Below are 25,807 nucleotides of genomic sequence, written 5' to 3' on the forward strand. Positions count from 1 at the left end.
CGAAGCAAGGGAGTCGTCATGAAGCGACGTTCAGTAATGAAGTACGCGGCAGTCGCCGCGGCACTTTCCATGGGGCTCACCGCCTGCGGTGGCGGCAGCGGCAGCAGCGACGCCAAGGAATCCGGCATCGTCCGGGTAACTCTCGCAAACCACGTCTGGACCGAAGGCATCAAGGCCGCCATCCCGGAATTTGAGAAGTCCTCAGGGCTCAAGGTCGAACTGACCCAGCTCGGCGAAGACCAGCTCTCGGACCAGTACAACGTCAAGCTCAACGCCGGCAGCGACGAGATCGACGTGATGATGTACCGCCCGCTCCAGGAAGGCAAGGCGTTCGCGAAGAACGGCTACCTCGCGGACCTGACCAGCAAGGTCTCCTCGGATTCCGGCTGGGACTGGAAGGACTACCAGGAGGGCCCGGTCAAGGCCACCACCGCTGACGGCAAGGTTGTGGGCGTCCCCATCATCACCGAGCGCGAAGTCCTCTACTACCGCAAGGACCTGCTCAAGGCCGCCGGCCTTGAGGTCCCCAAGACCATGGAGGAGCTTGAGGCGGCCGCCAAGGCCATTAAGGAATCCAACGCGGACACGGCCGGCTTTGTGGCCCGCACCGGCAAGTCCGCCGCCGTCACCCAGTTCTCCAGCTTCCTGTACAGCTTCGGCGGCGACTTCACCGATTCCAGCGGCAAGTCCACCGTCAACTCGGACGCCGCCAAAGAGGCCTACGCGTACTACGGCGGCCTGATCAAGAACTACGGCCCCGCCAACGTCAGCACGGATATGAGCTGGCCCGAAGCGATGGCCATCTTCACCCAGGGCAAGGCCGCCTTCTACACCGAGGCAGACTCGCTCTACAAGAACGCCACCGATCCGGCCAAGTCCAAGGTGGCCGAGACTGTCGGGTTCGCCGCCCTGCCTGCCGGTCCCGCCGGTTCCAAGCCGTACAACATCCCGTCCTGGGGCCTGGCAGTGAACGAGGCTTCGGGCAACCAGGACAACGCCTGGAAGTTCATCCAGTGGGCCACCAGCAAGGAACGCACCCTGGCCGCACAGAAGGCCGGCGTCCCCGGACCCCGCGCCTCCGTCTGGGCTGACTCCGCGGGAACTTCCACGTACCCGAAGGACCTGGCCGAAGCCATTGCCGCCAGCGCCAAAAACGGTGTGGGGCACGACCGTCCCGAGGTAGTCACCGTTGGCAAGGCCCGCGAAATCGTGGGCGAGCCGATCGTTGCCAGCATCACCGGCGCTGACGCTTCCGCCGCAGCCGACTCGGCCCACGTGGCCTTCCAGAAGTTCCTGGACAGCGAAAAGAAGTAACGCACGCGGTGCACGGGGCCTCAGCCAATGAGGCCCGGTGCACCCAACAGCCCCGGCGGGACGGCAGTGACGCTGCCGTCCCGCCCCGGCCACTCTTCACCCCCCAACTCCTTAGGTGAACCATGTCTGTAATGACTCCTCCCCGCAGCGCGGCCCGGAACGCACGCCGTGCTCCCGGTGCCCGCGAAAAATTCTCTGACTGGGCCAACCGGCACCGCAAATGGCTCTTCGCAGCCCCGGCGATGGCCTTCGTCGGCGTCCTGATCATCTTCCCGCTGGCCTGGACGCTGTACCTGAGCCTCACCGATTCGCAGGGCTCCGTCCGCGCAGCCACCGAGTTCATCGGCCTGGAAAACTACCTGACGGTCCTGTCCGACGTCGAACGCTTCTGGCCCGCTGTGGGCCGCACACTCACCTTCACCGGCATCGCCCTGGTCTGCGAAGTGGCCCTCGGCATGGGCATCGCCCTGCTGCTGTGGCGGCCCTTCCGCGGCGAGAAGTGGGTCCGCGTGGCCATCCTGCTGCCGCTCGTGGCAACCCCGGTAGCCGTCGGCATGATGTGGCGGCTGATCTTCGACCCCAACATCGGGTTCGCGAACCAGCTGCTCGCCGCTGTGGGCATCCCCGCCCAGCCCTGGCTCTCCGGCCAGGACACCGCGCTCGGCACCACCATCTTCATGGACGTGTGGCAGTGGACCCCCATGGTGGTCCTGATCCTGCTCGCCGGCCTGACCTCCCTCTCCGAGGAGCCCGACGAGGCGGCACGCATGGACGGAGCCAACGCGTTCCAGCGATTCTTCTTCATCACGCTGCCCCTGATGATGCCCACCGTGATTGTGGCCATCCTGCTCCGGGGCATCGACGCCCTGAAGACCTTCGACATCCTGTACGCCACCAAGGGCAAGGGCGGCGGGTCCTTCCACGAGGTGGAGACCCTGAACGTCTACGCCTACGGCCTGAGCTTCGACTACAACCAGTACGGGTTGTCCTCCGCAGTGCTGATCCTGTTCTTCATGATCATCATCGGCTCCATGTGGCTGCTGACCATGCGCAAGAAAGCGGTAAGCAAATGACCGTCCTGAACGAAAACACCAAAACCCAAACGTCCGCCGGGCAGCCCCGGCAGCCCCGGCCGGTCCGCCGCCCGAAGAAGCCCCTCGGCACCCGCGCCTACAAGGTCTTCCGCGTCGCGGCCCTGATCGCCGTGGTGCTGTTCCTGGTGGCACCGCTGTTCTGGATGCTGCTGGCCTCGCTGAAGACCAACGTGGACATCTACGACACCGCCAAATCGTTCATCTTCAGCCCCACGTTCGAGAACTACGCAAACGTGCTGCAGCGCAACAACTACTTCGTCTTCATCTTCAACAGCTTCTGGGTGGCCTTTGTCTCCACGGCCCTGTCTCTGGTGCTGGGCGTCCCGGCCGCGTACGCCATGAGCCGGTTCACCATGCACCGCTCAGCCCTGGTGGTCCTGATGGCCCGCGTCATCCCGGGTGTCTCCCTGCTGGTGCCCTGGTACTACGTGTTCTCCAACCTGAAAATGGTGGGCGGGTTCGAGGTGCTGATCCTCAGCCACATGTTCGTTGCCCTGCCGCTGATCGTGTACATCATGATGAGCTACTTCGATTCGCTCCCGCTGGAACTGGAGGAATCGGCGCAGGTGGACGGACTCACCCCCATCGGCGCGTTCCAGCGCATCACGCTGCCGCTGTCCGTGGCCGGCATGGCCACCGCCGGCATCCTGTCCTTCATCTTTTCCTGGAACAACTTCATGTTCGCCCTGGTGCTCTCCGGGTCCAAGACCAAGACGCTGCCGGTGGCCATCTTCGACTTCGTCTCCTACGCCAGCATCGACTGGGGCGGGCTGATGGCGGCCGCCACCGTGGTGACCATCCCCATCATGATCATCGCGCTCTTCACGCAGAAGTACATCGTCTCCGGCATGACCGCCGGAGCTACCAAGGGCTAGGTCCGGCATGACACTCATCAGCAGAATAGAAACCTTCCTCGTCGCGCCGCGGTGGCTGTTTGTCCGGATCGAGACCGAGAGCGGGATTGTCGGCTGGGGCGAGGCAACCTGCGAGGGACGCAGCGAAACGGTCCGCACCGCCGTCGGCCAGCTCTCGGAGCTGCTGATCGGCAACGACGCCCTCCGGATCGAAGACCACTGGCAGGTCATGACCAAGGGCTCCTTCTACCGCGGCGGACCCATCCTGGCCAGTGCCGTCTCCGGGCTGGACCAGGCCCTCTGGGACATCGCGGGCAAGCACTTCAACACCCCCGTGCACCAGCTCCTGGGCGGCCACGTCCGCGACAGGATCCGGATGTACGGCTGGGTGGGCGGGGATGAGCCGAACGAGGTGGCGGACCAGATCAGCGCCCAGCTGGAAGTGGGCCTGACCGCCGTCAAGATGAATGCCAGCGGCCGGATGAGCCCCGTCGCCTCGGTGGCCGAGATCGAAGGCGTTGTCCGCCGTGTTGCCGCGGCCCGTGAGGTGCTGGGGGACCACCGCGACGTCGCGGTGGACTTCCATGGCCGCTTCAGCCTGGCCAACGCCCGCCGGGTGGCGCCGCTGCTGGAACCGTACCGGCCGTTCTTCCTCGAAGAACCCGTGGTTCCGGAAAACACGCACCTGCTGCGCGAATTCACGTCCTCAACCACGACGCCGGTTTCCACCGGTGAGCGGCTCTACAGCCGGCAGGAATTCCTGCCCGCCCTGCAGGCCGGCATCGCCGTGGCCCAGCCTGACCTTTCACACGCCGGCGGCATCACCGAGGTCCGCAAGATCGCCTCGCTCGCCGAAATCTACGACGTCCAGCTGGCCCCGCACTGCCCGCTGGGGCCGCTTGCCCTGGCAGCCTGCCTGCAGGTGGGCTTCGCGACGCCCAACTTCCTGATCCAGGAACAAAGCATCGGAATCCACTACAACAAGGGCGCCGAAGTCCTGGACTACGTGGTGGACAAATCCCCGCTGAAGTTCGTGGACGGCCACATTGAACGGCTGACCGGCCCCGGCCTCGGCATTGAAATCGATGAGGCCGTGGTCCGCGCGGCGGACAAGCGCGGCCACGCCTGGCGCGGGCCGGTCTGGCGCCACTCGGACGGAGCATTTGCAGAATGGTAAACAACATGACTGACAGCACTGACGTTTCTAACAGCACTGACATCACGCCCGAAAGCCTGCTGGCCGGAATCCGGGAGTCGCGGCTTGTGGGAATCGTGCGCGGCACGGACGGGCCGGCCGCGGCGCAGGCGGCCCTCGCCGCGATGGCGGAAGGGTTCAGGTTCGTCGAAATCGCCCTGACCACGCCGGGGGCGCTGGCGGCGATCCGGGAGGTCCGCGCAGCCGCACCGGCGGGCTGCTACGTCGGCGGCGGAACCGTGCTGACCATGCAGGACGTGGACAACGTCTCCGAGGCCGGCGGCCAGTTCATGGTCACGCCGTCCCTGGCCGCATCCATCCAGGAATCGGCGCGGCAGGGAATCCCAGTCCTGGCGGGCGCCCTGACGCCCAGCGAGGCGTACGAAGCGATGAACCGCGGGGCCACAGCCATCAAGCTGTTTCCCGCCTCCATCGGAGGCCCGGGCTACCTCAAGGCGCTGCGTGATCCCTTCCCCGGGATCCCGTTCATCGCCGTGGGCGGCGTGGGTCTCGACGAAGCCGCAGGTTACTGGGAAGCCGGCGCGATCGCCGTCGGGCTCGGCGGGCCGCTGTTCGGTGATGCCGGCTCCGGCGGCGACCTCGCCCCGATGCGCGGGCGTGCCCGAGCCTTTGTGGACCTGGCGGACTCCTTTGCCCGCCGGACGGCCGCAGCGGCCGCCGCAGTGACCGCCGCCGCAACCGCCGCAGCGGGCGTGCGGTGAGCGCCGCCGTCGACCTTCTGACCTTCGGCGAATCCATGGTGTCGCTGCGGTCAGCCGGGCCGCTGTCCACCGGCGGCAGCCTGGCCATGCATGTGGCCGGTGCTGAATCGAACGTCGCCGTGGGCGTCGCACGGCTGGGACACACAGTCACGTGGGCCGGTGCAGTTGGCTCCGATCCGCACGGCGAATTCATCCTGCGGCAGCTCCGCTCCGAGGGCATCGGGACGCAGTGCCGGGTGGATCCGTACCGCAGCACGGGCGTGATGTTCCTCGAACAGCGGACCGCGGACGTCACCCGGGCCTTCTACTACCGTGCCGGTTCGGCCGGTTCCACCGTCAGCCGGGACGACGTGGACAGTGCCCTCGCTGCCGGCCCCCGCGTGCTGCACCTGACCGGCATCACCCCGGCGCTCAGCCCGGAAGCCCGGAAGGCGTTTGAATACGCTGCCGAGCGCGCCGCAGCCGACGGAGTGGTGATCTCCCTTGACGTCAATTACCGCAGCCGGCTCTGGACCCGGGACGAGGCCCGTGCCGTGCTGGGCCCCATCGCCCGGCACGCCAGCATCCTGATAGCGTCCGACGACGAACTGGACCTCGTGGCGTCCGCCGCCTTGAGCGGCTCCGATTCCCTGGGGAACGACGACGCCGAAACCGCGCTCGCTGTCTCGTTGCTGGAGCAGGGGGTCGGGGAAGTCGTGGTCAAGCGGGGAGCCGCCGGCGCCGGCGTCCACACCGCCTCCGGACGGTTCGAGGCGCCCGCCATCTCGGTGACAAGCATCGATACCGTGGGCGCCGGGGACGCCTTCACGGCCGGCTACCTCTCTGCCCTGCTCGACGGCGAGGACGTTGCCGGCCGCCTGCAACGCGGCGCCGTTATGGGGGCCTTCGCCGTCAGCACGGCCGGCGACTGGGAGGGCCTGCCCAGCCGGGCTGAGCTCGCCATGTTGGGCACCACCGCCAGCGGAACCACCCAGCGGTAGGAGCAGGCAGGTACTGACAGTGCCTGCCGCCCGGGACCGCTGGCGCTTACCGTAGGGGTATGGGAGACGTGCGCGCGGACATAAAGGAGTTTCTAAGTTCCAGGCGGGCGCGGATTTCGCCCGAGGAAGCCGGGTTGCCTGCGTATGGCGGGAATCGGCGGGTAGCCGGCCTGAGGCGTGAGGAAGTGGCGATGCTGGCCGGCGTGTCCGTGGACTACTACGTGCGCCTGGAACGCGGCAACCTCGCCGGGGCGTCCGATAGCGTGCTGGATGCCCTCGCACGCACGCTGAAGCTGGACGAAGCCGAGCGGGAGCATCTTTTTGACCTCGCCCGCGCCGCCGGGCCGGCTCGCAGGAGCCGGAGCAAGCCGTCCGGTACTGTCCGCACTGAAGTCCAGCAGGTCCTCGATGCAATGGCTGACGCGCCGGCGTGGGTCCGCAACGGCCGCCATGACATCCTGGCTGCAAACCGGATGGGGCGGGCACTTTACGCACCCGTGTTCAAAAGTGCGCACCGGCCAGTGAACACCACCCGGTTTACCTACCTTGACCCGGCGGCCCGGGAGTTCTGGCGCGATTACGATCAGATCGCCAACGATGCCGCCGCGATGCTGCGGCTTGAAGCAGGCCGCCACCCGCACGACCCCGAACTGATCCGGCTCGTTGGCGAACTGTCGACACAGAGCGAGCTGTTCAGGGACCGGTGGGCTTCCCGGGACGTGGTCTTCCACCGCAGCGGGCTCAAGCGGCTGCATCACCCGGTGGTAGGTGACCTCGACCTGAACTACCAGTCCATGGAGCTTCCCAGTGAGCCGGGCCTGGTGCTGAACGTCTACACCGCAGCTGCGGGCTCCCCGACGGCCGACGCCTTGCAGCTTTTGGCCTCCTGGGCTGCCACGCACGATGACGAGTTCGCCGAACCAGCACCAACTGCCAAGCACCCGCAGTAGGGGAGGCCAACAGAATGAACAAGATGAAAGTGTCTTTCATGATTGCGGCCGTGTGGCTACTTGCCGGGGTACGAAATTGACGGTCCGCGAAGTCTACAAGGGTGACTTAAAGCCTGGTGACCGGGTGAACTATTCACGGGTCGGTGGAACCGTGATCTTCGATGAGTACTGGAGCAGCCTAAATCAGCAGCAGAGAGACAAAATCCTCCATCTGAATAACGGCCAGAGGCCGACTGCGAAGAAGTACATCCAAAAGAAGGTTCTCGATGATGTCGACATCGAGGCCGGCAAAGAGTAATTTGTCTTCCTCTCACCGCAGTCCTCCAAAGATGGAAAACTCCACGAACATTCCATGGACGGGTTTCAGTTCGGGCTCAGAGAGGTGAAAGGCTCCGGTGCTGAGACGACGGTTCTCAACAATGAGACCAAAACCTGGGAGAGCCTCGATAGTCTTGCAAAGCTGCCTTAAGCCTGCCCTTGCTTCTGCGTGCTCATCGTTGGTCTGCTCCGATGCCGGTGCTGATGCTGACGTCCCGCCATTGGTCCAGCTGGGTGCGCTCGGCCTGCGCGACGGCGGCGAACAGGTCAAACGCATCGTTGCCGAGCACCATCAGGGCTGGCGGGTTGGGGCTTTCGGCGACCGCCAGGATGGCTTCCGCTGCCTTGGCAGGGTTGCCCGGTTGCGTGCCGTGCATCGTGTCATTTTCCTTGCGGCGCTTCCCGGCTGTCTCCGCGTAGTCCCCGATCGGCGTCGCTGACTGGGCCAGCGAGCGGCCGGCGAAGTCGGTGCGGAACGCGCCGGGCTCGACGACGGTGACGTTGATCCCGAGTGGCTTCAGTTCCTTGTGGAGGGAGCCGGACAGGCCCTCCAGGGCTGCCTTGCTGGCGGAGTAGTATCCGGATCCGGCCGGTGAGATGCGCGCCCCAATGGAGGAGATGTTCAGGATGGACCCGGCCCTGTTGGCGCGCATTCCGGGGAGGACGGCTTTGATCATGCTGACAGCGCCGAAAAAGTTAGTGTCGAACAATTGCCGGATGTCGGCGTCGTCCGCTTCTTCAACCGCGGCACGGTATCCGTAGCCGGCGTTGTTGACCAGCACGTCGATGCTGCCGAAGCGCGCCCTGGCCTGCTCGACAACAGCGCCGATCTGGGCGGTATTGGTGACGTCGAGCTAAAGGGGGAGGGCGATGTCCGGGTAGGCGGCTGCGATGTCTTCCACGGCGGCGACGTTTCGGGCGGTGACGACGGCGTTGTGGCCGTTGGCGAGCACGGCCTGGGCGAGTGCGCGCCCGGTTCCGGTGGAGCAGCCTGTGATGAGCCAGGTAGTCATGGCGTGTTTCCTTTCGAGAATGACGCTACGGACGGACCAGGACCTTCAGGGCTTGGCGGGAATCCATGGCGCGGTAGCCGTCGGGCACGTCGTTCAGGCTGATGGTGCGGTCGAACACCTTGCCCGGGTTCACGGTGCCGTCCAGGACGCCGGGCAGCAGCGTCTCAATGTAGGCGCGGACGGGGGCGGGGCCGCCGGTGAGCGTGATGTTCGGGCCGAACATGGAGCCGAAACCGATCGGAGCGTCCTCGTACTGGGGCACGCCTACCCGGCTGATGACGCCGCCGGGGCGGATCACGCCGAGGGCCTGGTCGTACGCCGGCCGGTGCCCCACGCACTCAAGAACGGTGTGCGTTCCGTCGCCGCCGCTGAGCTCGCGCACTTTCTCGATGCCGGCCTCACCGCGCTCGGCGACGACGTCGGTGGCACCGTATTCGAGGCCCAGGTCGGTGCGAGCCTTGTGCCGGCCCATCAGGATGATCTGCTCGGCACCCAGCTGCTTGGCGGACAGCACCGCCATCAGCCCGACGGCGCCGTCACCGATGACCGTGACAGTGGTCCGGGCGTTGACGCCTGCCTTGATGGCGGCGTGGTAGCCGGTGCCGTAGACGTCGGAGAGGGTCAGGAGCGAGGGCAGCAGCTCGCTGTCCTCACCCACCGGGGCCTTGACCAGGGTGCCGTCGGCGAACGGGACGCGGATGGCCTCGGCCTGGGCGCCGCCGATTCCGTTCGAGGCCCAGAACCCGCCGTGGCGGCAGGACGTCTGCAGGCCTTCGCGGCAAAAGACGCAGGTCCCGTCGGACCAGGCGAACGGCGCGATGACGAAGTCGCCCTTTTTCAGGGTGGACACGTCCTTGCCCGTTTCCTCGACGACGCCGATGAACTCGTGGCCCATGGGGCTGCCCTGCCGGGACGAGGGCATGCCGTGGTAGGGGTGCAGGTCGGAGCCGCAGATACAGGAATTGACGATCCGCACGATGGCGTCGGTCGGATTCTGGATGACGGGATCGGGCACGTTCTCCACGCGCACGTCACCGGCGCCATACATGATGGTTGCTCGCATTTTCGTTTCCTCATCACTTCGTCGGGGGCTGGAGCCCGGGTGTTCCTTTAATAGCCAACCGCACATTGCGCACGTGTGGGAGTGGCTGTTGATACAGGTACCCGCAGTGCCTCACAGCTCAGACGTGCAGCTCAAACTCCGTATGTCCGTGCCGGATCCCGTTGATCTGGAGCTCCAGTGCGTGGACGCCCGCATGGTGCACCCGGGTGGTCATCTGCCGGAAGGCATGACGCTTCGACAGTGTGCGGGTCTCACCGGCGGCGAGGGTGAGCGCCGCGATCTTGAAGACCTTGGCCGATTGTGTGCCGTTGGCTTTGACGTAATGGACCACGTAGTCCACGGCGAGCCGGGCGTCGTAGTTCCCCGTGTTGGCGATCGCGAAGTCGAAAGCCAGTTCTCCCGGTATTGCCACCGAGTTCCGGTCCAGCCGGGGCCCCGTGACAGCCACCGACGCCGGCGTGAACCCCTGCAGCGCGAGCGCACCGGGGTGGGCCTTCTTGATCAGAGTCCGCAAGCCATGCCTGACCACCCATGCGGTGTTGGCGTCCGGGGCGGCCAGCCAGCGAGCCGCCGTTGCCACCACCAGAGCGGGCGCGTGCCGCGCCACGTCGTTGAGGTGGTTCGCCACCGAGCGCCGCACGTACTCCGAAGGGTCCCGGTACAGGGCGTCCAGAATCGGGAGGGACGCCTCCGGATGAAGGACGACGGCGGGTACCCGTACCGCCCAGGGGAGGTACGGCCGGGTCCCCTCGCTGGCCAGCCGTCTGACATGCTCGTCCGGATGCCCGGTCCAGTCCCGGATGATCTCGAGGGAATGCTCCAGGTCCGAGGCCAGTAGCCGGCGGATGGCGAATTCGCCGGTGAGCCTCGGGGTCAGTTCGGCCAGGAGGGCCAGGCAGTCGTCAAAGTCGCGGCCGGGCTTCACTCCGTCACTCGGTTCAAGCGCCAGGGTGACGGCGGCCTCGGACACCGGCCAGAGGATCCACCCCGTGAAACCGGCTCCGGCAAGGGCGCTCCGGAAGATGCGTGCCGCCGTCGGATATCCCCGCTCCGGAAGCTGCCGTACATCCGACAGCAGCGCACTGCTGACCGCATCGGTCCGGCCGCGCAGGCTCAACTCATCCAAGTGTGCGGCGGCAGCAGCGACGTGCGGCCAGTCCGATCCGGGAGCGGCCTCCGCCAGGATTCCGGCCAGAGTTTCCACGCCCTGCCGGTTGATCAGCTCATTCATCGCGCCCATTGAGTCAGGCTACCCCGGCGGGCTGACGCCCGGCGGGAGGGCCAGCGCTGTGCAGGGCAGGGCCAACTCCATCCGGAAGGGATAATCTTCACGTTAAGCACTCGTCAACGGCGCACGGACGGAAACACAGTGGCAGAGCAGGCAGGCAAGAACAGTTTTTGGCGGACCTTCAATGACAAGTTCGTGGTGGAGGAACGCTTTATGGAACCGGCCGCACGCAAGGCCCTGTACCGGACGGCTGTGGTGCTCATTGGCGTGGGCGCCCTGCTGTTCCTCGCCACCCTGGTGGGCGTTCTGCAGAGCAACACCGGCCCCTGGGGTCCCGACGAATCCATCCGCGACTGGCTGCTCTCGCTCCGGTCAGAGGCCCTCACTGCCGTGATGATCTTCCTTGCGGTGATCTTTGGCCCTGTTGCGCTGCCCATCATTGTGCTGGTGGTGACGGTGGCCTGGGGGTTCGCGGCAAGGCACGCGTGGCGGCCCATCCTGCTCGCTGCCGCGATGCTCACCGGCGTCGTGACATCGCAGATCATTCTGGCGATCGTCCAGCGCTCGCGGCCACCGGTGGAACTGATGCTGTTCGGCGCCGACCACACGTACTCGTTTCCGTCCGGCCATGTGCTGGGTGCCTGTGACTTCCTGCTGGTGACCACCTTCCTGGTGTTCTCCCGGCGGAAAAACCCGAGGTCGGCCGTCATCGGCTTCGTGGGTGCGGGCATCGGCGTTGTCCTGGCAGCGCTGAGCCGCCTGTACCTCGGCTACCACTGGCTCAGCGACGCCATGGCCTCGGTCTCCCTCTCGCTGCTGATCCTCGGTGCCGTCATCGCCCTGGATACGTGGCGGACCGCCCGGATCCCCGGCGAACGGATCACGGGCGAGCTGTCCAAAGCGGACGCTCCGGGGGACTAGCAACGATGGCAACCGAGTCGGATGTCCGCAGCATGTGCCTCGCCCTGCCCGGTGTCACCGAACGCAGCAGCTGGGACCAGCCGGCGTGGTTCGCGAAGACCCTGATGGCGCGCATGTGGGAGGACGGCGTGCTGACGGTGAAGACCACCGAGCGGGAGGCCTTGGCGGGCACGGAGCCCGACACGTATTTCTGGACCCCGCACCATGAGCGTTCGCCGCAGCTGGTGCTGGTCCGGCTGGCCCGCATCGGAACTGAGGAACTCGGAGAGCTGCTCGAGGAGTCCTACCGGCTGGCGGGCGGTCTGGGGTCCGGACCAGCCGCAGGACACTAGAGCCCGGGGAATGACCGCGCACGCTTGAGGGCACGGTGCAGCCTGGCGTTGGCGGCCTCAAGTTCCAGGACTTTTGCGATGCCGGCCAGGTTGAGTCCTTGCTCCAGCAGTTCCCCGATGTGCAGGAGTACGGCGATATCGGCATCACTGTACTGGCGGGTACCACCTGAGGTTCGGGCGGGCGTGAGCAGGCCCCGTGTCTCGTAGAGCCGGATATTCTGCTGGCCTGTGCCTGTTAGCTGGGCCGCCACGGAGATGGCATACAGTGCCCGTCCTGCCGTGGGCAGCGGTTCACGCCCTGAAGTGGACCCTGTCATGTCAGCTCCAAATTTCCTCCCAAGTGCCTTGCTTCAGTTTCCCACAAGTGCTATAAAAAATCTGTATCAACCACCATAGATATGCGGGTGGTGGGTATGTGATCAAAATCAACAACTTCACGCTGAAGGAGTGGGAAATGATGTTAATGCGTACGGACCCGTTCCGTGAGCTGGACAGGCTCACCCAGCAGGTCTTTGGAACCGCGGCCCGGCCGGCGGCAATGCCCATGGATGCCTGGCAGGAAGACGGCGAATTCGTGGTCGCGTTCGACCTCCCGGGCGTCAAGGTGGACTCCGTGGACCTGAACGTCGAGCGCAATGTCCTGACGGTCCGGGCGGAGCGCCTTGATCCGACCCAGCCCAACGTTGAGCTGGTGGCCTCCGAACGCCCACGGGGTGTGTTCAGCCGCCAACTGATCCTCGGCGACACCCTGGACGCGGACCACATCAAGGCCAGCTACGACCAGGGCGTCCTGACACTACGGATCCCGGTGTCGGAGCAGGCCAAGCCGCGCAAGATCGAGATCGAAACAAAGAGCCAACTGCACGAGATCGGAAGCTAGCCGTTCCCCGGGGCGCGGGCAGCCTGCTGCGCGCGCCCCGGCGCAGTGCCGACGAGAATTCTTCCGAGAAGCCGCCATGACCACCCAGCCGGACTACTATGACGTGCTGCGGGTGAGGCCCTCCGCCAGCCAGCAGGAGATCTCCCGTGCCTATCGGGCGCTCATGCGCACCCATCATCCGGATCTCGACGGCGGTGCAACAGGCGGCGCAACAGTTGGCCGCGACCTGTCGCGTGCCGAGCTGCTGCAGATCATGCAGGCCTACTCCGTCCTGCGTGACCCGGCGCGACGCGCAGCCTATGACCGGAGCGGCACCGGCATCAACGCGCAGGGCGCGGGTCCGGTCGTCATCCCCGTCAGAAATGTCAATCGCCGGGACGAGCAGGCTGGCAACACCATCAGAATTATGCCCATGCGCTGGGAAAGCGGTCCGTGGACGTAGGCCCAAAAGACGACAGCCATCAACCGCGAGGAGGCGGACAAAAATGACCGAGTGGCGCCGCTACGATTCCTACCTGATCCCCGCGTTCCACGAACGCTTCGAGCAACGCTGGGGCCAGGGCACCGCGCCGTTCCTGAACCCTGAAGCCCACGAAGAGCCGTTGCCCCGGGCCCAATGGATCAACCCCGTCACCGGCGCGGCCCTGGCCGTGGTGCCCGTGTGGACCGCAGATGACGAACAGCAGCGGTCCTTCGGAGTGTTCTACCTTCCGCCCGCCGGCGATATCTGGGTGCTCCGGCCCGGATATACCGGCTACCTGGAGCCGGCCGAAGGCGACACGGAGCAACTCGTCACGCTCCGGAACGATGCCTACCGGAAGGCTGTTGCCCACGCCAAGGAATTTCTGTTCGGCTCACAATGAGTCGGTCGATCCAGCGAAACCAGGCCCGGAGAAGCCGTGCCCCGGGAAACCATGCCCCGGGAAGCCGGGTCCTTGGAAGCTGGGCGAACCGGCCGCGTCCGTGCCGCTGCCCAGCAAGCTGCGGGTGAGGGTTTCGGCGTCAGCCATCAGGTCCTCCACGGCGGCCGCCAGGTGCGAATCGGACACCGGCGCGTCATCCAGCGCCGCAGCCACCACCGCCCGCCGGACCAGTTCACGGGCGAAGGAGGCCGTGGTTCCCGCCGTCCGTTCCGCGGCGGCGTCCAGTGCCGCCGGGCTGAACGCCACCAGGCGGCCGTACAATTCCAGCAGCCTGACCCGCTCGGCATGGGCCGGCAGCGGAATCTCCACCGCGAGGTCCACCCGGCCCGGGCGCTGCGCCAGCGCCCGCTCCAGCATGTCAGGCCGGTTGGTCGTGAGGACAAACGCGACGTCGGCGTCGTTATCCAGGCCGTCCATGGCGTCCAGCACCTCAAAGAGCAGCGGCTGCGGCCCGTGCCCGAAACTCCGGTCCTCGGCAATAAGATCGCAATCCTCCAGCACGACGATCGAGGGCTGCAGCGCCCGCGCCATGCGGGCCGCCTCGGAGATCCTGGCGAGCGATCCGCCCGAGAGGAGGATCGCCGTCGAGCCTTCACTCTGGCTCAGGAGGTGGCGCACGGTGTGCGTCTTGCCGGTCCCGGGCCGGCCGTAGAGCAGGATGCCGCGTTTGAGGTGCTGGCCGCGCTGTTTGAGGGACACCCGGTGCGTGGCGATGCCCACGGTGTGGTCCGCGACCTTCTGCAGCAGGCCGTCGGGCATGATGACGTCCGACGCCGGAAGGCTGGGGCGGTGGTGGAACGTCACCCCCGCCGTGCTCGGCCCATACTCGGACATGACGAGGGAGATGACCTGTCCCTTCAGGACGCTGTTGTTGTCCATCCGGAGCCGGAATTCGGCCAGGAACCCCGTGGCTGTTTCCGGCCGGGCGGCCAGCACTTCCAAGGTGGCGGACTGGCGCCCGGTATGCGGGGCCGCGTCGCGCTGCAACACGGCCAGCCTGTGCCCTTCGCGGCTGAAGAGCCAGAGCCCAATGGCCACCGCCTGGCGCTGCTGGTCAGGTCCCACGGCAAGGTTCGTGTACTCGGGCTGGGAGAGCGGAAACTGGGGAAACAGCTGCGACTGCTGCACCATGTCGCTGAGCGACTGGTGGTGCCGCTGCCCGCCGCCGCCGATGCCCACCAGGCGGCTGCCCGGATCCTGACCGGCAAACTCCGCCATCAGGATGTCCGCATCCACAAACCGGTGCGGCGGGATGTTTTCCACCACCACGGAGAGGCCTTCAGCCGGCTCGCCCAGGTGCTCCGTTAGCGCCTCAAGCAGCTGCTTGCCGGCCTGCTGTCGCTGGTTTCCGGCCCGCGCCAGCTGAACCAGCTCGGAAAAATCGTCGATGAACTTCCCCAGTTTTTCATCCATGCTCAGACCCTAGCAGCGACGCTCGTCAGCAGCCCGGCCGTGTGACATTCTGGGATGTACGCCTTCCACGTTTCCTCTTTCATAAGGGCTGACTCGATGCACATTTCCGCCAAGGACCTTGCCGCCCTCATCCCTGCGGACTTCACCCTGGGAGTGGCCACCGCGGCCTTCCAGATCGAAGGCGCGCTCACCGAGGACGGCAGGGGCCCGGCGGGCTGGGACGTGTTTTCGGCCAAGGAAGGTGCCATCGTGGACGGCCACAGCCCGGCCGTTGCCTGCGATCACTATCACCGCATGCCCTACGACGTTGCCCTCATGAAGCAGCTGGGCGTCGACTCGTACCGGTTCTCACTGTCCTGGCCCCGGATCCAGCCCAACGGCAGCGGGCCGGTGAACCCGGCCGGGCTGGCCTTCTACGACCGGCTCCTGGACGAGCTCCTGGCCAAAGGGATTTCGCCCATGGTCACGCTCTATCACTGGGACACCCCGCTGGCGCTGGACGACGCCGGCGGCTGGCTGAATCGCGATACCGCCTACCGCTTGGGGGAGTTCGCCGCGATCGCCGCTGCTGCTTACGGCGACCGCGTTGCCCGCTGGGTCACCATCAACGAGCCCGCCACGGTCAGCACCAACGGCTACACCATGGGCCTGCACTCACCCGGCGAAGCGCTCATGCTCAACGCACTGCCCACCGTGCACCACCAGCTTCTGGGCCACGGGCTCGCGATGCAGGCTCTGCGGGCGGCCGGGGTCCCCGGCGAGATCGGGATGACCAACGTGTACTCGCCCATGGTCCCGAACTCCGTCAACCCCCTGGACTGGATGAGTGCGGGCCTGATGGACATCGCACAGAACCGGTTGTACGCGGACCCCGTCCTCACGGGCCAATATCCGGACATCATCCGCGCCGCGAAGTTCTTCGGCTCCTTTGACCATCCGGACGAGGACATGGAGATCATCTCCCAGCCGCTGGATTTCTACGGCCTGAACTACTACATGCCCACGAAGGTAGCTGTCGGCCCGGGTGATGGGGCGGTGCCGGCGACCATGGCGGAGGCCCTGGGCAGTGACCTGAGTGCGGCCGGCAATGGCGCCACGCCGTTCCACGTCGAGGCCTGGCCGGAGGCGGACATCACCTCCTACGGCTGGCCGGTCAAACCCGAGTACATGGGGGTGGCGCTGAAGGAGATGGCGGAGCGGTTCCCGAAACTCCCGCCGGTGATCATCACCGAGGGCGGGGCCAGTTTTGAGGACATCATCGTCCGGGACAAGTCCACCAACACCACGTTCATCCCGGACGAGCGGCGCCTGAAGTACCTGTCGGACCACATCGAGGCCGCGCTGAAGGCCACGGCTCCTGGCGGTGAAGCCGAGGGTATTGACCTGCGTGGCTACTATGTGTGGTCGCTGCTGGACAACTTCGAATGGTCGGCAGGCTACAACCAGCCGTTCGGGTTGCTCCATGTTGATTTCGAGACCCAGGAGCGAACGCCGAAGGCGTCCTACTTCTGGCTTCAGGAGCTCATCGAGGAGCGGAACCTTGCCGCAGCGGCGAGTGCCGCCGTCGCGCAGGCCGCCAGTGAGGAACCGGACGTAACGGAAGCGCCCGACGACGGCGTGACCACCTCGGGTGCCACGGCCTAACCGGAGTGGTGTGCGTCCTCCGGGTCCTCGGGTGAGTCATCGCGCCGTTCCTTCAGCAGCTTGCTGGCGCTCACCAGCCGTAGCGCTGTCACCAGCAGGATCCCGCCAAGCATGTTAAAGGCCACCACATAGGAAAACCAGCCGAGCCATTCAAGGTAGCTGATGTCAGCACCCGTGTGGATGGCACCGAAGATCAGCAGCGAGTCCAGGATCGAGTGGAAGAGCTGCAGCCCGTAGAGCAGGAAAGCGCCAACGACGGCGGCCGCGATCTTGCCGGTGACGCTGTCCGTCCCGTGCTGCATGCGGGTCATCAACGTGATGGTGCTCCCCGCCAACACGGCAAGACACACGGTTTTCCAGTTAAACCCGGCGTCCAAATAGTGGTTGGCTTCCTTCGTGATGACCTCGCTCCACTGCGGGAACGCTGTCATGATCAATGCCATGAACAGCCAACCGCCCACCAGGTTGGCAATGAGTGTGCCGCCCCAGAGCTTCCCGAGCTGCGCGTAGCTTGCCTCCCGTGCGACGACGGCGGCAATGGGTACCAGGAAGCCCTCCGTGAACAGTTCGCTCTTGGCCAGCAGGAGGGCGATGAGGCCCGCACTGAAGGCCAGTCCCGCGAGAAGGTGGTTCCCGGTCTCATAGAGAACGCCGAGGTAGGCCATGATGCCAACGCCTATTTCAAACCCGCCGAACAAGCCAGTGATGAGCACGTCCCGAAAGGAGCGGTTCAGCCGCTGCGCGCCTTCCTCAACCGTGCGGTCGAAGGATTCCTCCACCTCCTCCTCAACCGGGCCTGGATTGTCGCCAAGTTCCCGCCGCCGTGCATCGCCGTCGGTGTCGCTCATGCGTGTCGCCTATCCGCCTGAAAGAGTGTGGTCACGCATCTACAGCAGGTCCAGGACCTTGAGCTGCTTGGCCATCCCCGCGCCGTCCGGCGAATAGATCCAGGGCACCACAGAGGTGGTGTGGTCGCCGTCCTCGGAGTGCCCGCCGGCGAAGACGGACTCGCTGACGGAGAGCTGCCGGATGGCGATCGCGGCCACCTTGTCGGCGTTTTCCTGGGCGAAGCCTGAGTAGATCTGTTCGTCGTGCTGGCCGTTGTCGCCGATCAGGAGCCACCGCATGTCCGGGAATTCCTTGGCGAGGCGCTCCAGGTTGCGGTGCTTGTGCTCCTGCCCGCTGCGGAACCAGCGGTCCTGGGTCAGGCCCCAGTCCGTGAGCAGGAGGGCGCCGGATGGATACATGTTCCGGCCCAGGAACCGCGCCAGGGTGGGGGCAGCATTCCACGGACCCGTGGACAGGTAGATGACGGGCGCGTCCGGGTGCTCAATGGTGAGCCTTTCCAGCAGGACCGCCATCCCCGGCGTCGCCATCCGGGCCCGTTCGCTGAGGACAAACGTGTTCCACAGGGCCAGGAAGGGCCTCGGCAGGGCGGTGACCATCACGGTGTCGTCGATGTCGGACACGATGCCGAACTTCGCGTCGGCACCTATCACCTGGATCCGCGTCTCCACGGGTTCGGTCCCGTCAGCCCTCAGGACGGCGGTGTGCCAGCCCGGCGGGAGCTGCACGTCCACCACGGTATCGATGAGCCCGCCGCGGTCCGCCCGGACCCGGGTGGTGACGCCGCCGATGGTAATTTCCACCTCGATGAACTGCAGGGGGACGCTGGTGAAGGCCCGCCAGCCACGGACGTTTTGTGTGCCGTTGCGGGCCGCCTGCTCAGCCCTGCTGCCCGGGGCCGGATTCTTGGTTAACAGGACGCGGCCGAGCACGCGTACCCAGCCGGTCGAACCGTAGCCCTGGTACGCGATGGTCTGGGGTGCGAAATTCCAGCCCTTGGCGAGCTGGATGCGGACCGCGTTGACGACGGCGGAGATCCGGTGCGCCAGGCGTAAGAGCTGGGTGCCGGACAGCGGTGCGGGGTGCGGAGTGTTCTGCGGTGAATTCTGAGGAGCCCTGTCCATGCCTCCACTCTGCCACAGCGCAACCGCGCGCCGGGCACCCTGGCGGTCCCGCCGTCGTGCGTGACGTCAGCCTCCACCAAGGAGCCAGCTGAGGGTGTCGGCGTTCCGCACGGCGTTCCCGCCGCCGTCGTTGTTGAAATAGGCATAAACGTCCTTGCCGGCCGCCGACCATTCGCGGATCCGGTCCGCCCACCATTGCAGATCGCTATCGGAGTAGGAACCGCCATACAGGTGCTGATGGTCAGGCCCGTGGAGCCGGATGTAGACGAAGGGCGCTGTGGCGCGGAGGATGCACGGCAGCTGGGCGCCGCTCATGATGCAGTAGGCGGCCTGGTGCCGTTCCAGCAAGGCGTAGACGTCCGGATGGTCCCAGCTGGGGTGCCGGAACTCCACGGTCACCCGGATCCACCACGGGACCGCGGCGAGGAAGTGATCCAGCCGGGCATCATCGCGCTGCAGCTGCGGTGGCAGTTGGACCAGCAGGACAGCGCGTTTGTCGCCCAGTTCGTGCCAGCAGCGGGCAATGCGCTCCAGCCAGACTTCGGGTCCGTAGAGTTTCTTGCCATGCGTCAGGCCGCGCGGAGCTTTGACGGACATCGCGAACCCGTCCGGGAGCCGGCGCCGCCAGCTGGCGAAGGACGTGTCCGGGGGCCACCGGTAAAAGCTGGCGTTCAACTCAACAGTGCCAAACCGGGAAACGTAGTGCTGGAGCCTGTCCCGGGCCGGGAGGCCTGGCGGGTAGAGCACGTTCTCCCAGTGGTCATAGCTCCAGCCGGAAGTGCCGATATGGACAGCCACGGTCAGCTGACCCGCAGGGGAGAAGGGTGAACCATGATGCCTCCGGTGTTCGTGGACCGGCCGTCAACTCAGGCTACACCGCTGTGCTTTGCCACTATCATCCACGGTTGTTTTCTCCGGCAGGGCCCATCCGTGTGGCAGTGTATGGGAATGGCGCGCATTGAAGATTATGCAGTTGTTGGCGACCTCCACACCGGCGCCCTGGTCAGCACCGAGGGTTCCATCGACTGGCTTTGCCTGCCGCGCTTCGACTCGCCGGCATGTTTCAACGCGCTCCTGGATACGCCGGAGGCCGGGCGCTGGCTACTGGCCCCCGAGAGTGGCGGCACCTGCACCAGGCGCGGCTACCGGGAGGGGACCCTGATCCTCGAAACAGAATGGGAAACCCCGGAGGGTACCGTCAGGGTTATTGACTTCATGCCGCCACGTGACGCGGTGGCGGACATCGTGCGGATCGTCGAGGGCGTAAGCGGAAGCGTCAGGATGCACGGCGAACTGGCGCTGAGGTTCGACTATGGGCATATCGTTCCCTGGGTGCGACGCGACAGGCACGGCCTGCATGCCATCGCCGGCCCGGACTCCGTCTACTTCGTTACCAAGGCGCCGCTTCACGGCGAGAACATGCACTCCGTCAGTGACTTCACAGTCCAGGCGGGGGAGCGCATCCCCTTTGTCCTGACGTGGGCACCCAGCCACGTTCCCCGCCCGCACACGGTGGACGCAGAGGTAGTGCTGGGCACCACCCTGGCCTTCTGGCGCGGCTGGGCATCCCAGTGCACCGTCCAGGGAAAGTACCAGGATGCCGTGGTCCGTTCGCTGGTGACCCTGAAGGCGCTGACCTACGCTCCCACGGGCGGCATCGTCGCTGCGGTCACCACGTCCCTGCCGGAACAGCTGGGCGGTCCCCGCAACTGGGATTACCGCTTCTGCTGGCTGCGGGACGCCACCATGACGCTGCAGGCGCTCCTGGCCGCCGGCTACACCACCGAGGCGGCCGCCTGGCGTGACTGGCTGCTCCGCGCTGTGGCGGGCGATCCGGCCGACCTGCAGATCATGTACGGAATCCACGGCGAACGAAGGCTTCCGGAAGTGGAACTGCCGTGGCTTGCCGGGTACGAGAATTCAAAACCGGTACGGACCGGCAACGGCGCCGCCGAGCAGCTTCAGCTGGACGTCTGGGGCGAGGTCCTGGACTGCCTGGCGCTGACCAGGAGCTCCCTGCTGAAACACACGGACGAGTCCTGGGACGTTCAGGTGGCCCTGATGCAGCACCTGGAGACCATCTGGGACCAGCCGGACAACGGACTCTGGGAGATGCGCGGGCCGCGGCGCCATTTCACGCATTCCAAGGTGATGGCCTGGGTGGCCGCAGACCGGATGGTTAAGGGCGTCCGCGATTTCGGCCTGCCCGGCCCCGTGGAACGCTGGGAGGCCCTTCGCGACACCATCCACCGGGACGTCATGGCCAACGGCTTCGACCCCGTCCGCAACACCTTTGTGCAGGCGTATGGCCGGCCCGAACTGGATGCCAGCCTGCTGCTGATCCCGCGGGTGGGCTTCCTGCCGCCGGATGATCCCCGCGTGCTGGGGACCATCGACGCGATCCAGCGGGAGCTGACCGAAGACGGTTTTGTGCTGCGCTACCGTCCCGCCGACAGCGACGACGGCCTCCCGGGAGACGAAGGAGTGTTCCTGGCCTGCTCCTTCTGGTTGGTGGAGGCCCTGCTGGGCGCGGGGCGCACCGAGGAGTCCACCGAACTCTTCGAACGGTTGCTGGAACTCCGCAACGATGTGGGTCTGCTTAGTGAGGAATGGGGCGTCAGGGCGCGGCGGCAGCTGGGCAATACGCCCCAGGCCTTCAGTCACTTCGCGCTTGTGACAAGCGCTCTTGAGCTTCATCAGGATACAGTTCGCCGAAGTGACACACCTATTCCCCCGGAGACAGAACGGGTAGGGCAATGAAGACCTTAACGGCCGGCCCGCTCTTCACCTCCGGGAGAAAGGTAAGTATACTTACTAGACTCGCGGAGCGCTCCTACAAGGCACAGCGCCGCGACTGAACGAGGGGTGGTTGTAATGGCCGGACATTTTGAACTGGTGGATGCGCCTGACGGCGGCTATCGGGTACGGATGTTGGATGGTTCAGGAAGCCTGATGGCAATCTCGGTGACTTTCCCAACGAAGCGCGCAGCGGTGGCCGGCATTGCGATGGCCCGCGAGATTGCCGGCACAGGTCTGATCAGGGACCACAGCCGCAACGGTGCCGGAGCCGTCATCCGGGACCGGCTTGGCCCCGCGTCCTCCCCGAAAGACAATGCGGCTGTCCGCGGCAAGAAGTTGTCCGGGGCCGCTCGCGTTGTAGCCGGGTGATCACCCAAAGCCACGCCTTGGTCCGCGGGCGGCGGTTCGGCGTCCTTTTTGACGTTGATGGGACCTTGGTGGACTCCGCCTACATCCACACGCTCGCGTGGTGGCAGGCGTTCCGCCAGCACCAGTATGACGTCCCCATGGCCGCCATTCACCGGTGCGTCGGGATGGGCGGAGCCCGCTTGGTGGACACCCTTCTTCCTGTTGGTCGGAACCGGGAGTCCGACGCCGAGATCCTGACCAGCCATGCGGCGGTCTTCGCGCAAAGCTGGCCGTCGCTGCGACCGTTCGACGGCGCCAAGGAGCTGCTGGCCCAGTGCCACGCCGGGGGACTCGCCGTCGCCCTGGCCTCATCGGCGCGAATGCAGGACCTGGCGGCCACCCGCAAGGCCCTCGGTGCGGACTCGTTCATCCATGCCGCCACCAGCGCGGACGATGCGAAGGCAAGCAAGCCGGCCCCGGACATCCTCGTGGCGGCGCTTGAAGCTGTTGGTGTGGCCGCGGCCGGCGCCGTGTATGTGGGCGATGCGGTGTGGGACATGCAGGCCGCTGCGGCGCTGGGTATCCCCGCCATCGGCGTTACGTGCGGCGGGACCAGCGCCGGCGAACTCCGCGAGGCAGGGGCGGCCGAGGTCTACAACGGCCCCCGGGACCTCCTGGACAACCTGCAGGCAAGCGCCATCGGCAGGCTGCTGACGCTGGAATCGAATCCCGCCGGCGCCTAATAGCGCGAGGGGACAGTTGCGGCCCTGCACGAGGGGGCTTAACTGTCCGTTCGCGCTGGTGCCGGGACGCTTGGGAGGGTGGGGCAGGTTAGAGGGGCAGCAGGCCTGAGAGGTCAGCGCGCAGGCCGGAGGCGGACACCTTGTGCGCCGCGACAGCGTCCGCCCAGCTCAACTGGCCGGTCACCATGCCAAGCCAGGTGGCGGCGTCGCACTCGATCACGTTGGGCGGTGTTCCGCGGGTGTGCCGCGGTCCCTCCACGCACTGGGTGACGCCGAACGGCGGCACACGCACTTCCACCGAGTTCCCCGGTGCCCGCGCGGTCACCTCCTCCAGCGTGTACCGCACGGCCGTGGCCGTGACGTTGCGGGGGAGCGGAACGTCCGACGGCGATGCGGCGGCTTCCTGCCACGCGGCCAGTGCCGCTGTGCCTTCTTCAATGCCGATCCGACGGCGCGCTACAGCCACGTCAGTCCAGGAGAGCGGACACGGCCGGGCCCAGGCGGATCTTGCCCACCTCGTGGCTGCCGCCCATCACCGGGGCCACCACTTTTTCGAGGACGCTGGAGACGCCCGGAATATCCACGGCGCCAACCGCGGCGAGGAGGGTCAGGCCCACCAGGGACGTGGCCCGCAGATTCCCGTCCAGCATCTTGATGGCCACCGAGACACCCTGGGGTGTGGCCATGGCCAGGACACCCTCGGCGCCGATCTTGGCGATGATGCCCAGCTCGTCCATCACGATGGTGTTGGCCTCGCCGCGGCCCTGGACGGCCCACGGGTAGTCGAGCATGGAGGTGGTGATGGTGGCAGCGCGGGCGTTGGAGTTCTTGTCGCCAGGGGCCTTGGCCAGCATCGAATAGGCGCGGGCCAGCCCGGTCAGCGAAATAGCAGCAACTGGAGCACCGCAGCCGTCAATGCCCAGATGGGCGATGTGCTCGCCGCTGTATTCCTCGATCACGCTGCGGATGCGCTGCTGCAGGGGATGGTTGGGCTCGAGGTAGCTGTGGGTGTCCCAGCCGTTTTCCGTGCAGGCCCAGAGGAAGGCGGCGTGCTTTCCGGAGCAATTGAAGGCAAGCTTTGACTTGCCCTTTTCGGAACGGACCAGCCAGTTGCGGGCCGTCTCGTCCTGGGGCCAGGCGGAGGGGCACTGGAGCTGGTCCTCCCGGACGCCGGCGGCCTTGAGCATCCCCTCCACCACATCCATGTGGTCCAGGGAACCGACGTGGCTGCCGCAGGCCAGCGCCACCTGCGCGCCGCGCAGGGGGACCCCGGACTGCATCGCGGCCAAGGCTTGCAGCGGCTTGAGCGCGGACCGTGGGTACAGGGGAGTCCGGATGTCGCCGAGTTCGGTGACGACGGACCCGTCGGCGGACAGGACGACGGCGGAGCCGATGTGCCGGGACTCCACAAAACCGCTTCGTTCAATAACGGCGAGTTCGACGGCGGAGTCCACAGTGAACGTGGCATGCGGGTTGTGCGGCATATTGCCAGTCTAGGGGCGGAATCCTCTAATGCCGGGCTACTCCACGGTGACCATGACCGACTGCCAGCCGGAGGCGCCGTCGGGTACCGGATCGGCCCGCTGATCGGTCTGGACCTCGCCCGTTCCGTCGGTGGCGCGGACCTTGATGTAGTGCGGTCCCGGTGTGGCTTCCCAGTCGAAGGACCACTGGCGCCACGTGATGAGGGACGCCTCGGCGGACAGGACGGCCTCGGCCCAGGGGTTGTTGTCGATCTGGACTTCCACTTTGGTGATGCCGCGGGTCTGCGCCCATGCGGTGCCGCCGATCGCCACGCGGCCGGCGGGCACCTTGGCGAAGGACTTCGGGACTTCCACCCGGGCCATGGTCTTGATGGGGCCGCGCTCGGACCAGCCGCGCTGGGTCCAGTAGGCCTTGCTGTCCGCGAACCGTGTGACCTCCAGGTCCACCACCCACTTGGTGGCGGAGACAAAACCGTACAGCCCGGGCACCACCATGCGCACCGGATAGCCGTGCTCCAGCGGCAGGGGCTCGCCGTTCATGCCGATCGCCAGCATGGCGTCGCGGTCATCCTGCAGGACCTCCAACGGCGTGGAGGCGCTGAAGCCATCGATCGACGTCGACAGCACCATGTCCGCGCCGTCCTTGGGACGTGCCCGCTTGAGGACCTCGCGGATGGGCAGGCCGAGCCAGCGGGCGTTCCCGGCGAGGTTGCCGCCCACGGGATTGGAGACACAGGTGAGGGTCACGTGCGATTCGATGAGGTCGGCGTCGAGCAGGTCCTGGAAGGTGAGGCGGACCTCTTCCTCCACGAGCCCATGGACGCGGAGCTCCCAGTCATCAGCGTTGATTTCGGGGACGCTGAGGGCGGTGTCGATCCTGTAGAAGTCACCGTTGGGCGTGATCCAGGGTGTCACGCCGGCAGCGGGGGACTGGACGCCGGCGGGAACAGCCGCGGCGGCCTTGGCCGGGGTGGGCAGCTGCAGGGCCTCGCGGGCCTTGGAGATGTTGCTGCGCGCGGCGCTGAGCAGGCGTCCGCCCGTGGCCGCGATCCCGGCGCCGACCACGGTGATCCCGGCGGCGGCGAAGAAGCGGCGGCGGCTGGTGGCGGGGCGGTCAGGTTCCTCGGCGCCCGTGTCGGCAGGCGCCTCGGGCCAGGACTTCAGCTGCCACAGCGGTGCGATCAGCAGCCGCAGCACTACCAGCCCGGCAATTGTGCCCAGCACGGTGGGGATGGCATCCAGCGGCTTCACGCTGGCCCGAGTCACCACGCTGGCGACGATCACCGCGCCCATCAGCAGCACACCGGCAACGCCCAGCGCCCACTTGCGGTAGGCCACCACACCAAGCACGCAGGCCAGCAGGAAAATGGTCAGGCCCATCCCCACAAACAGCGCGGCTTTGTCATTCGTGCCGAACGTGGCGATGGCAAAGTCCTTCATCCACGGCGGCGTGAAGTCGATGAACGTGGACCCCAGCGCGATAACCGGGGTTGCCCGGGCGGTAAAGAACGCTCCGATCAGCTCCGCAACGGAAAGTACGACGGCGGCAGCCGCCACGCCTGCCACCGCGGCCATTGCGGCGGGGTCCTTGAGCCACTTCAGAAGCTTCTTCATGCCTT

The 25,807-nt window shown here is 66.4% G+C and carries 28 protein-coding genes and 1 pseudogene; 17 read left to right on the plus strand and 12 right to left on the minus strand.

From position 1 onward, the window contains the following. The first annotated feature begins 18 nt into the window (after positions 1 to 18). The 8 genes from ASG77_RS12915 (at position 19) to ASG77_RS21945 (ending at position 7,407) form a co-directional block, all read left to right on the plus strand. On the plus strand, positions 19 to 1,314 hold the full coding sequence (locus tag ASG77_RS12915) for an ABC transporter substrate-binding protein (protein ID WP_056346096.1): 1,296 nt from the start codon (positions 19 to 21) through the stop codon (positions 1,312 to 1,314). A gap of 131 nt (positions 1,315 to 1,445) precedes the next feature. After that, positions 1,446 to 2,387 (plus strand): carbohydrate ABC transporter permease, encoded by a 942-nt coding sequence (locus ASG77_RS12920; RefSeq protein ID WP_082576027.1) that lies wholly within the window; start codon positions 1,446 to 1,448, stop codon positions 2,385 to 2,387. After that, positions 2,384 to 3,283, plus strand: a complete 900-nt coding sequence (locus ASG77_RS12925; RefSeq protein WP_056346100.1) for a carbohydrate ABC transporter permease — start codon at positions 2,384 to 2,386, stop codon at positions 3,281 to 3,283. The genes ASG77_RS12920 and ASG77_RS12925 overlap by 4 nt, the downstream gene beginning before the upstream one ends. Before the next feature lie 7 nt (positions 3,284 to 3,290). Further along, positions 3,291 to 4,439 (plus strand): galactonate dehydratase, encoded by a 1,149-nt coding sequence (gene dgoD / locus ASG77_RS12930; RefSeq protein ID WP_056346102.1) that lies wholly within the window; start codon positions 3,291 to 3,293, stop codon positions 4,437 to 4,439. A 5-nt stretch (positions 4,440 to 4,444) separates the two neighbouring features. Then, positions 4,445 to 5,179: a bifunctional 4-hydroxy-2-oxoglutarate aldolase/2-dehydro-3-deoxy-phosphogluconate aldolase gene (locus ASG77_RS12935; RefSeq protein ID WP_056346501.1), complete on the plus strand. Its 735-nt coding sequence runs from the start codon at positions 4,445 to 4,447 to the stop codon at positions 5,177 to 5,179. Beyond that, a complete protein-coding gene (locus ASG77_RS12940; protein WP_235564529.1) occupies positions 5,176 to 6,159 on the plus strand; it encodes a sugar kinase in 984 nt (327 codons plus the stop codon). Before ASG77_RS12935 ends, ASG77_RS12940 begins: the two co-directional genes overlap by 4 nt. A gap of 59 nt (positions 6,160 to 6,218) precedes the next feature. Beyond that, complete coding sequence (locus ASG77_RS12945) at positions 6,219 to 7,109, plus strand: helix-turn-helix transcriptional regulator (RefSeq protein WP_056346104.1); 891 nt, start codon at positions 6,219 to 6,221, stop codon at positions 7,107 to 7,109. Between the two features lie 76 nt (positions 7,110 to 7,185). Beyond that, a complete protein-coding gene (locus tag ASG77_RS21945; protein WP_156380317.1) occupies positions 7,186 to 7,407 on the plus strand; it encodes a hypothetical protein in 222 nt (73 codons plus the stop codon). Positions 7,408 to 7,600: 193 nt separating this feature from the next. On the opposite strand, the pseudogene ASG77_RS12950 reads toward ASG77_RS21945, so the two are convergent. From ASG77_RS12950 to ASG77_RS12960, 4 genes and pseudogenes are all read right to left on the minus strand, one after another. Beyond that, positions 7,601 to 8,269, minus strand: a pseudogene (locus ASG77_RS12950) (SDR family NAD(P)-dependent oxidoreductase); the annotation flags it as partial. A gap of 12 nt (positions 8,270 to 8,281) precedes the next feature. Then, the gene (locus ASG77_RS23045; protein ID WP_442854245.1) at positions 8,282 to 8,440 is read right to left on the minus strand and encodes a hypothetical protein; all 159 of its coding nucleotides are present in this window, start codon (positions 8,438 to 8,440) and stop codon (positions 8,282 to 8,284) included. Between the two features lie 25 nt (positions 8,441 to 8,465). Beyond that, complete coding sequence (locus ASG77_RS12955) at positions 8,466 to 9,503, minus strand: zinc-dependent alcohol dehydrogenase family protein (RefSeq protein ID WP_056346106.1); 1,038 nt, start codon at positions 9,501 to 9,503, stop codon at positions 8,466 to 8,468. Positions 9,504 to 9,621: 118 nt separating this feature from the next. Further along, complete coding sequence (locus ASG77_RS12960; RefSeq protein ID WP_056346108.1) at positions 9,622 to 10,743, minus strand: hypothetical protein; 1,122 nt, start codon at positions 10,741 to 10,743, stop codon at positions 9,622 to 9,624. 129 nt (positions 10,744 to 10,872) lie between these two features. Here ASG77_RS12960 and ASG77_RS12965 point away from each other — a divergent pair, with 129 nt between their 5' ends. Both ASG77_RS12965 and ASG77_RS12970 read left to right on the plus strand, forming a co-directional pair. Further along, positions 10,873 to 11,652 carry a phosphatase PAP2 family protein gene (locus ASG77_RS12965; RefSeq protein ID WP_056346111.1) on the plus strand — a complete coding sequence of 260 codons (780 nt, stop codon included), beginning with the start codon at positions 10,873 to 10,875 and terminating at the stop codon, positions 11,650 to 11,652. A gap of 5 nt (positions 11,653 to 11,657) precedes the next feature. Continuing rightward, entirely contained in the window at positions 11,658 to 11,984 is a 327-nt protein-coding gene (locus tag ASG77_RS12970) for an MmcQ/YjbR family DNA-binding protein (RefSeq protein ID WP_056346112.1), read from the plus strand. Here the strand turns inward: ASG77_RS12970 and ASG77_RS12975 are convergent. After that, complete coding sequence (locus ASG77_RS12975; RefSeq protein ID WP_056346114.1) at positions 11,981 to 12,301, minus strand: MerR family transcriptional regulator; 321 nt, start codon at positions 12,299 to 12,301, stop codon at positions 11,981 to 11,983. The genes ASG77_RS12970 and ASG77_RS12975 overlap by 4 nt on opposite strands. A 140-nt stretch (positions 12,302 to 12,441) precedes the next feature. On the opposite strand from ASG77_RS12975, the gene ASG77_RS12980 reads away from it, so the two are divergent. From ASG77_RS12980 to ASG77_RS12990, 3 genes are all read left to right on the plus strand, one after another. Further along, positions 12,442 to 12,864, plus strand: a complete 423-nt coding sequence (locus ASG77_RS12980) for an Hsp20/alpha crystallin family protein (RefSeq protein WP_056346505.1) — start codon at positions 12,442 to 12,444, stop codon at positions 12,862 to 12,864. 76 nt (positions 12,865 to 12,940) lie between these two features. Then, positions 12,941 to 13,306: a J domain-containing protein gene (locus tag ASG77_RS12985; RefSeq protein WP_056346116.1), complete on the plus strand. Its 366-nt coding sequence runs from the start codon at positions 12,941 to 12,943 to the stop codon at positions 13,304 to 13,306. A gap of 43 nt (positions 13,307 to 13,349) precedes the next feature. Then, positions 13,350 to 13,727 carry a hypothetical protein gene (locus ASG77_RS12990; protein WP_056346119.1) on the plus strand — a complete coding sequence of 126 codons (378 nt, stop codon included), beginning with the start codon at positions 13,350 to 13,352 and terminating at the stop codon, positions 13,725 to 13,727. Here the strand turns inward: ASG77_RS12990 and ASG77_RS12995 are convergent. Continuing rightward, the gene (locus ASG77_RS12995; RefSeq protein WP_056346129.1) at positions 13,719 to 15,200 is read right to left on the minus strand and encodes an AAA family ATPase; all 1,482 of its coding nucleotides are present in this window, start codon (positions 15,198 to 15,200) and stop codon (positions 13,719 to 13,721) included. The genes ASG77_RS12990 and ASG77_RS12995 overlap by 9 nt on opposite strands. A gap of 96 nt (positions 15,201 to 15,296) precedes the next feature. Here ASG77_RS12995 and ASG77_RS13000 point away from each other — a divergent pair, with 96 nt between their 5' ends. After that, the gene (locus tag ASG77_RS13000; RefSeq protein WP_056346136.1) at positions 15,297 to 16,844 is read left to right on the plus strand and encodes a GH1 family beta-glucosidase; all 1,548 of its coding nucleotides are present in this window, start codon (positions 15,297 to 15,299) and stop codon (positions 16,842 to 16,844) included. Here the strand turns inward: ASG77_RS13000 and ASG77_RS13005 are convergent. From ASG77_RS13005 to ASG77_RS13015, 3 genes are all read right to left on the minus strand, one after another. After that, positions 16,841 to 17,692, minus strand: coding sequence for a formate/nitrite transporter family protein (locus tag ASG77_RS13005; protein WP_056346143.1), 852 nt, complete (start codon positions 17,690 to 17,692; stop codon positions 16,841 to 16,843). The genes ASG77_RS13000 and ASG77_RS13005 overlap by 4 nt on opposite strands. A gap of 39 nt (positions 17,693 to 17,731) precedes the next feature. Next, complete coding sequence (locus tag ASG77_RS13010; RefSeq protein WP_056346145.1) at positions 17,732 to 18,814, minus strand: App1 family protein; 1,083 nt, start codon at positions 18,812 to 18,814, stop codon at positions 17,732 to 17,734. A 66-nt stretch (positions 18,815 to 18,880) separates the two neighbouring features. After that, complete coding sequence (locus tag ASG77_RS13015; protein WP_056346147.1) at positions 18,881 to 19,612, minus strand: DUF72 domain-containing protein; 732 nt, start codon at positions 19,610 to 19,612, stop codon at positions 18,881 to 18,883. A 150-nt stretch (positions 19,613 to 19,762) separates the two neighbouring features. Between ASG77_RS13015 and ASG77_RS13020 the strand changes: the two genes are divergently transcribed. From ASG77_RS13020 to ASG77_RS13030, 3 genes are all read left to right on the plus strand, one after another. Next, positions 19,763 to 21,574, plus strand: coding sequence for a glycoside hydrolase family 15 protein (locus tag ASG77_RS13020; RefSeq protein WP_056346148.1), 1,812 nt, complete (start codon positions 19,763 to 19,765; stop codon positions 21,572 to 21,574). A 114-nt stretch (positions 21,575 to 21,688) separates the two neighbouring features. Beyond that, complete coding sequence (locus ASG77_RS13025; RefSeq protein WP_056346150.1) at positions 21,689 to 21,982, plus strand: YegP family protein; 294 nt, start codon at positions 21,689 to 21,691, stop codon at positions 21,980 to 21,982. After that, positions 21,979 to 22,704, plus strand: a complete 726-nt coding sequence (locus ASG77_RS13030; RefSeq protein WP_235564534.1) for an HAD family hydrolase — start codon at positions 21,979 to 21,981, stop codon at positions 22,702 to 22,704. Before ASG77_RS13025 ends, ASG77_RS13030 begins: the two co-directional genes overlap by 4 nt. Before the next feature lie 88 nt (positions 22,705 to 22,792). Here ASG77_RS13030 and ASG77_RS13035 read toward each other — a convergent pair whose 3' ends face one another. Genes ASG77_RS13035 through ASG77_RS13045 form a run of 3 tightly spaced genes read right to left on the minus strand, consistent with a single transcriptional unit; the run spans position 22,793 to position 25,802 of the window. Then, the gene (locus ASG77_RS13035; RefSeq protein WP_056346152.1) at positions 22,793 to 23,170 is read right to left on the minus strand and encodes a sterol carrier family protein; all 378 of its coding nucleotides are present in this window, start codon (positions 23,168 to 23,170) and stop codon (positions 22,793 to 22,795) included. Position 23,171: 1 nt separating this feature from the next. Then, positions 23,172 to 24,188 (minus strand): asparaginase, encoded by a 1,017-nt coding sequence (locus ASG77_RS13040; RefSeq protein ID WP_056346154.1) that lies wholly within the window; start codon positions 24,186 to 24,188, stop codon positions 23,172 to 23,174. Positions 24,189 to 24,224: 36 nt separating this feature from the next. Then, on the minus strand, positions 24,225 to 25,802 hold the full coding sequence (locus tag ASG77_RS13045) for a molybdopterin-dependent oxidoreductase (RefSeq protein ID WP_056346156.1): 1,578 nt from the start codon (positions 25,800 to 25,802) through the stop codon (positions 24,225 to 24,227). Positions 25,803 to 25,807: the final 5 nt, after the last annotated feature.

Origin of the sequence: Arthrobacter sp. Soil762, from assembly GCF_001428335.1 — a bacterium.
Classification (GTDB): Bacteria; Actinomycetota; Actinomycetes; order Actinomycetales; family Micrococcaceae; genus Arthrobacter.

Excerpts from the sequence above, each read along its gene's own strand:
- ASG77_RS12925 (WP_056346100.1), top strand. The coding sequence starts at position 2,384 with ATGACCGTCCTGAACGAAAACACCAAAACCCAAACGTCCGCCGGGCAG.
- ASG77_RS12990 (WP_056346119.1), top strand. The coding sequence starts at position 13,350 with ATGACCGAGTGGCGCCGCTACGATTCCTACCTGATCCCCGCGTTCCAC.
- ASG77_RS12955 (WP_056346106.1), bottom strand. The coding sequence starts at position 9,503 with ATGCGAGCAACCATCATGTATGGCGCCGGTGACGTGCGCGTGGAGAAC.
- ASG77_RS12985 (WP_056346116.1), top strand. The coding sequence starts at position 12,941 with ATGACCACCCAGCCGGACTACTATGACGTGCTGCGGGTGAGGCCCTCC.
- ASG77_RS12960 (WP_056346108.1), bottom strand. The coding sequence starts at position 10,743 with ATGGGCGCGATGAATGAGCTGATCAACCGGCAGGGCGTGGAAACTCTG.
- ASG77_RS13045 (WP_056346156.1), bottom strand. The coding sequence starts at position 25,802 with ATGAAGAAGCTTCTGAAGTGGCTCAAGGACCCCGCCGCAATGGCCGCG.
- dgoD (WP_056346102.1), top strand. The coding sequence starts at position 3,291 with ATGACACTCATCAGCAGAATAGAAACCTTCCTCGTCGCGCCGCGGTGG.
- ASG77_RS12975 (WP_056346114.1), bottom strand. The coding sequence starts at position 12,301 with ATGACAGGGTCCACTTCAGGGCGTGAACCGCTGCCCACGGCAGGACGG.
- ASG77_RS12995 (WP_056346129.1), bottom strand. The coding sequence starts at position 15,200 with ATGGATGAAAAACTGGGGAAGTTCATCGACGATTTTTCCGAGCTGGTT.
- ASG77_RS12945 (WP_056346104.1), top strand. The coding sequence starts at position 6,219 with ATGGGAGACGTGCGCGCGGACATAAAGGAGTTTCTAAGTTCCAGGCGG.
- ASG77_RS13005 (WP_056346143.1), bottom strand. The coding sequence starts at position 17,692 with ATGAGCGACACCGACGGCGATGCACGGCGGCGGGAACTTGGCGACAAT.
- ASG77_RS13040 (WP_056346154.1), bottom strand. The coding sequence starts at position 24,188 with ATGCCGCACAACCCGCATGCCACGTTCACTGTGGACTCCGCCGTCGAA.
- ASG77_RS13000 (WP_056346136.1), top strand. The coding sequence starts at position 15,297 with ATGCACATTTCCGCCAAGGACCTTGCCGCCCTCATCCCTGCGGACTTC.
- ASG77_RS12920 (WP_082576027.1), top strand. The coding sequence starts at position 1,446 with ATGACTCCTCCCCGCAGCGCGGCCCGGAACGCACGCCGTGCTCCCGGT.
- ASG77_RS12970 (WP_056346112.1), top strand. The coding sequence starts at position 11,658 with ATGGCAACCGAGTCGGATGTCCGCAGCATGTGCCTCGCCCTGCCCGGT.
- ASG77_RS13020 (WP_056346148.1), top strand. The coding sequence starts at position 19,763 with ATGGCGCGCATTGAAGATTATGCAGTTGTTGGCGACCTCCACACCGGC.
- ASG77_RS12935 (WP_056346501.1), top strand. The coding sequence starts at position 4,445 with ATGACTGACAGCACTGACGTTTCTAACAGCACTGACATCACGCCCGAA.
- ASG77_RS12915 (WP_056346096.1), top strand. The coding sequence starts at position 19 with ATGAAGCGACGTTCAGTAATGAAGTACGCGGCAGTCGCCGCGGCACTT.
- ASG77_RS12980 (WP_056346505.1), top strand. The coding sequence starts at position 12,442 with ATGTTAATGCGTACGGACCCGTTCCGTGAGCTGGACAGGCTCACCCAG.
- ASG77_RS13025 (WP_056346150.1), top strand. The coding sequence starts at position 21,689 with ATGGCCGGACATTTTGAACTGGTGGATGCGCCTGACGGCGGCTATCGG.
- ASG77_RS23045 (WP_442854245.1), bottom strand. The coding sequence starts at position 8,440 with ATGACTACCTGGCTCATCACAGGCTGCTCCACCGGAACCGGGCGCGCA.
- ASG77_RS13010 (WP_056346145.1), bottom strand. The coding sequence starts at position 18,814 with ATGGACAGGGCTCCTCAGAATTCACCGCAGAACACTCCGCACCCCGCA.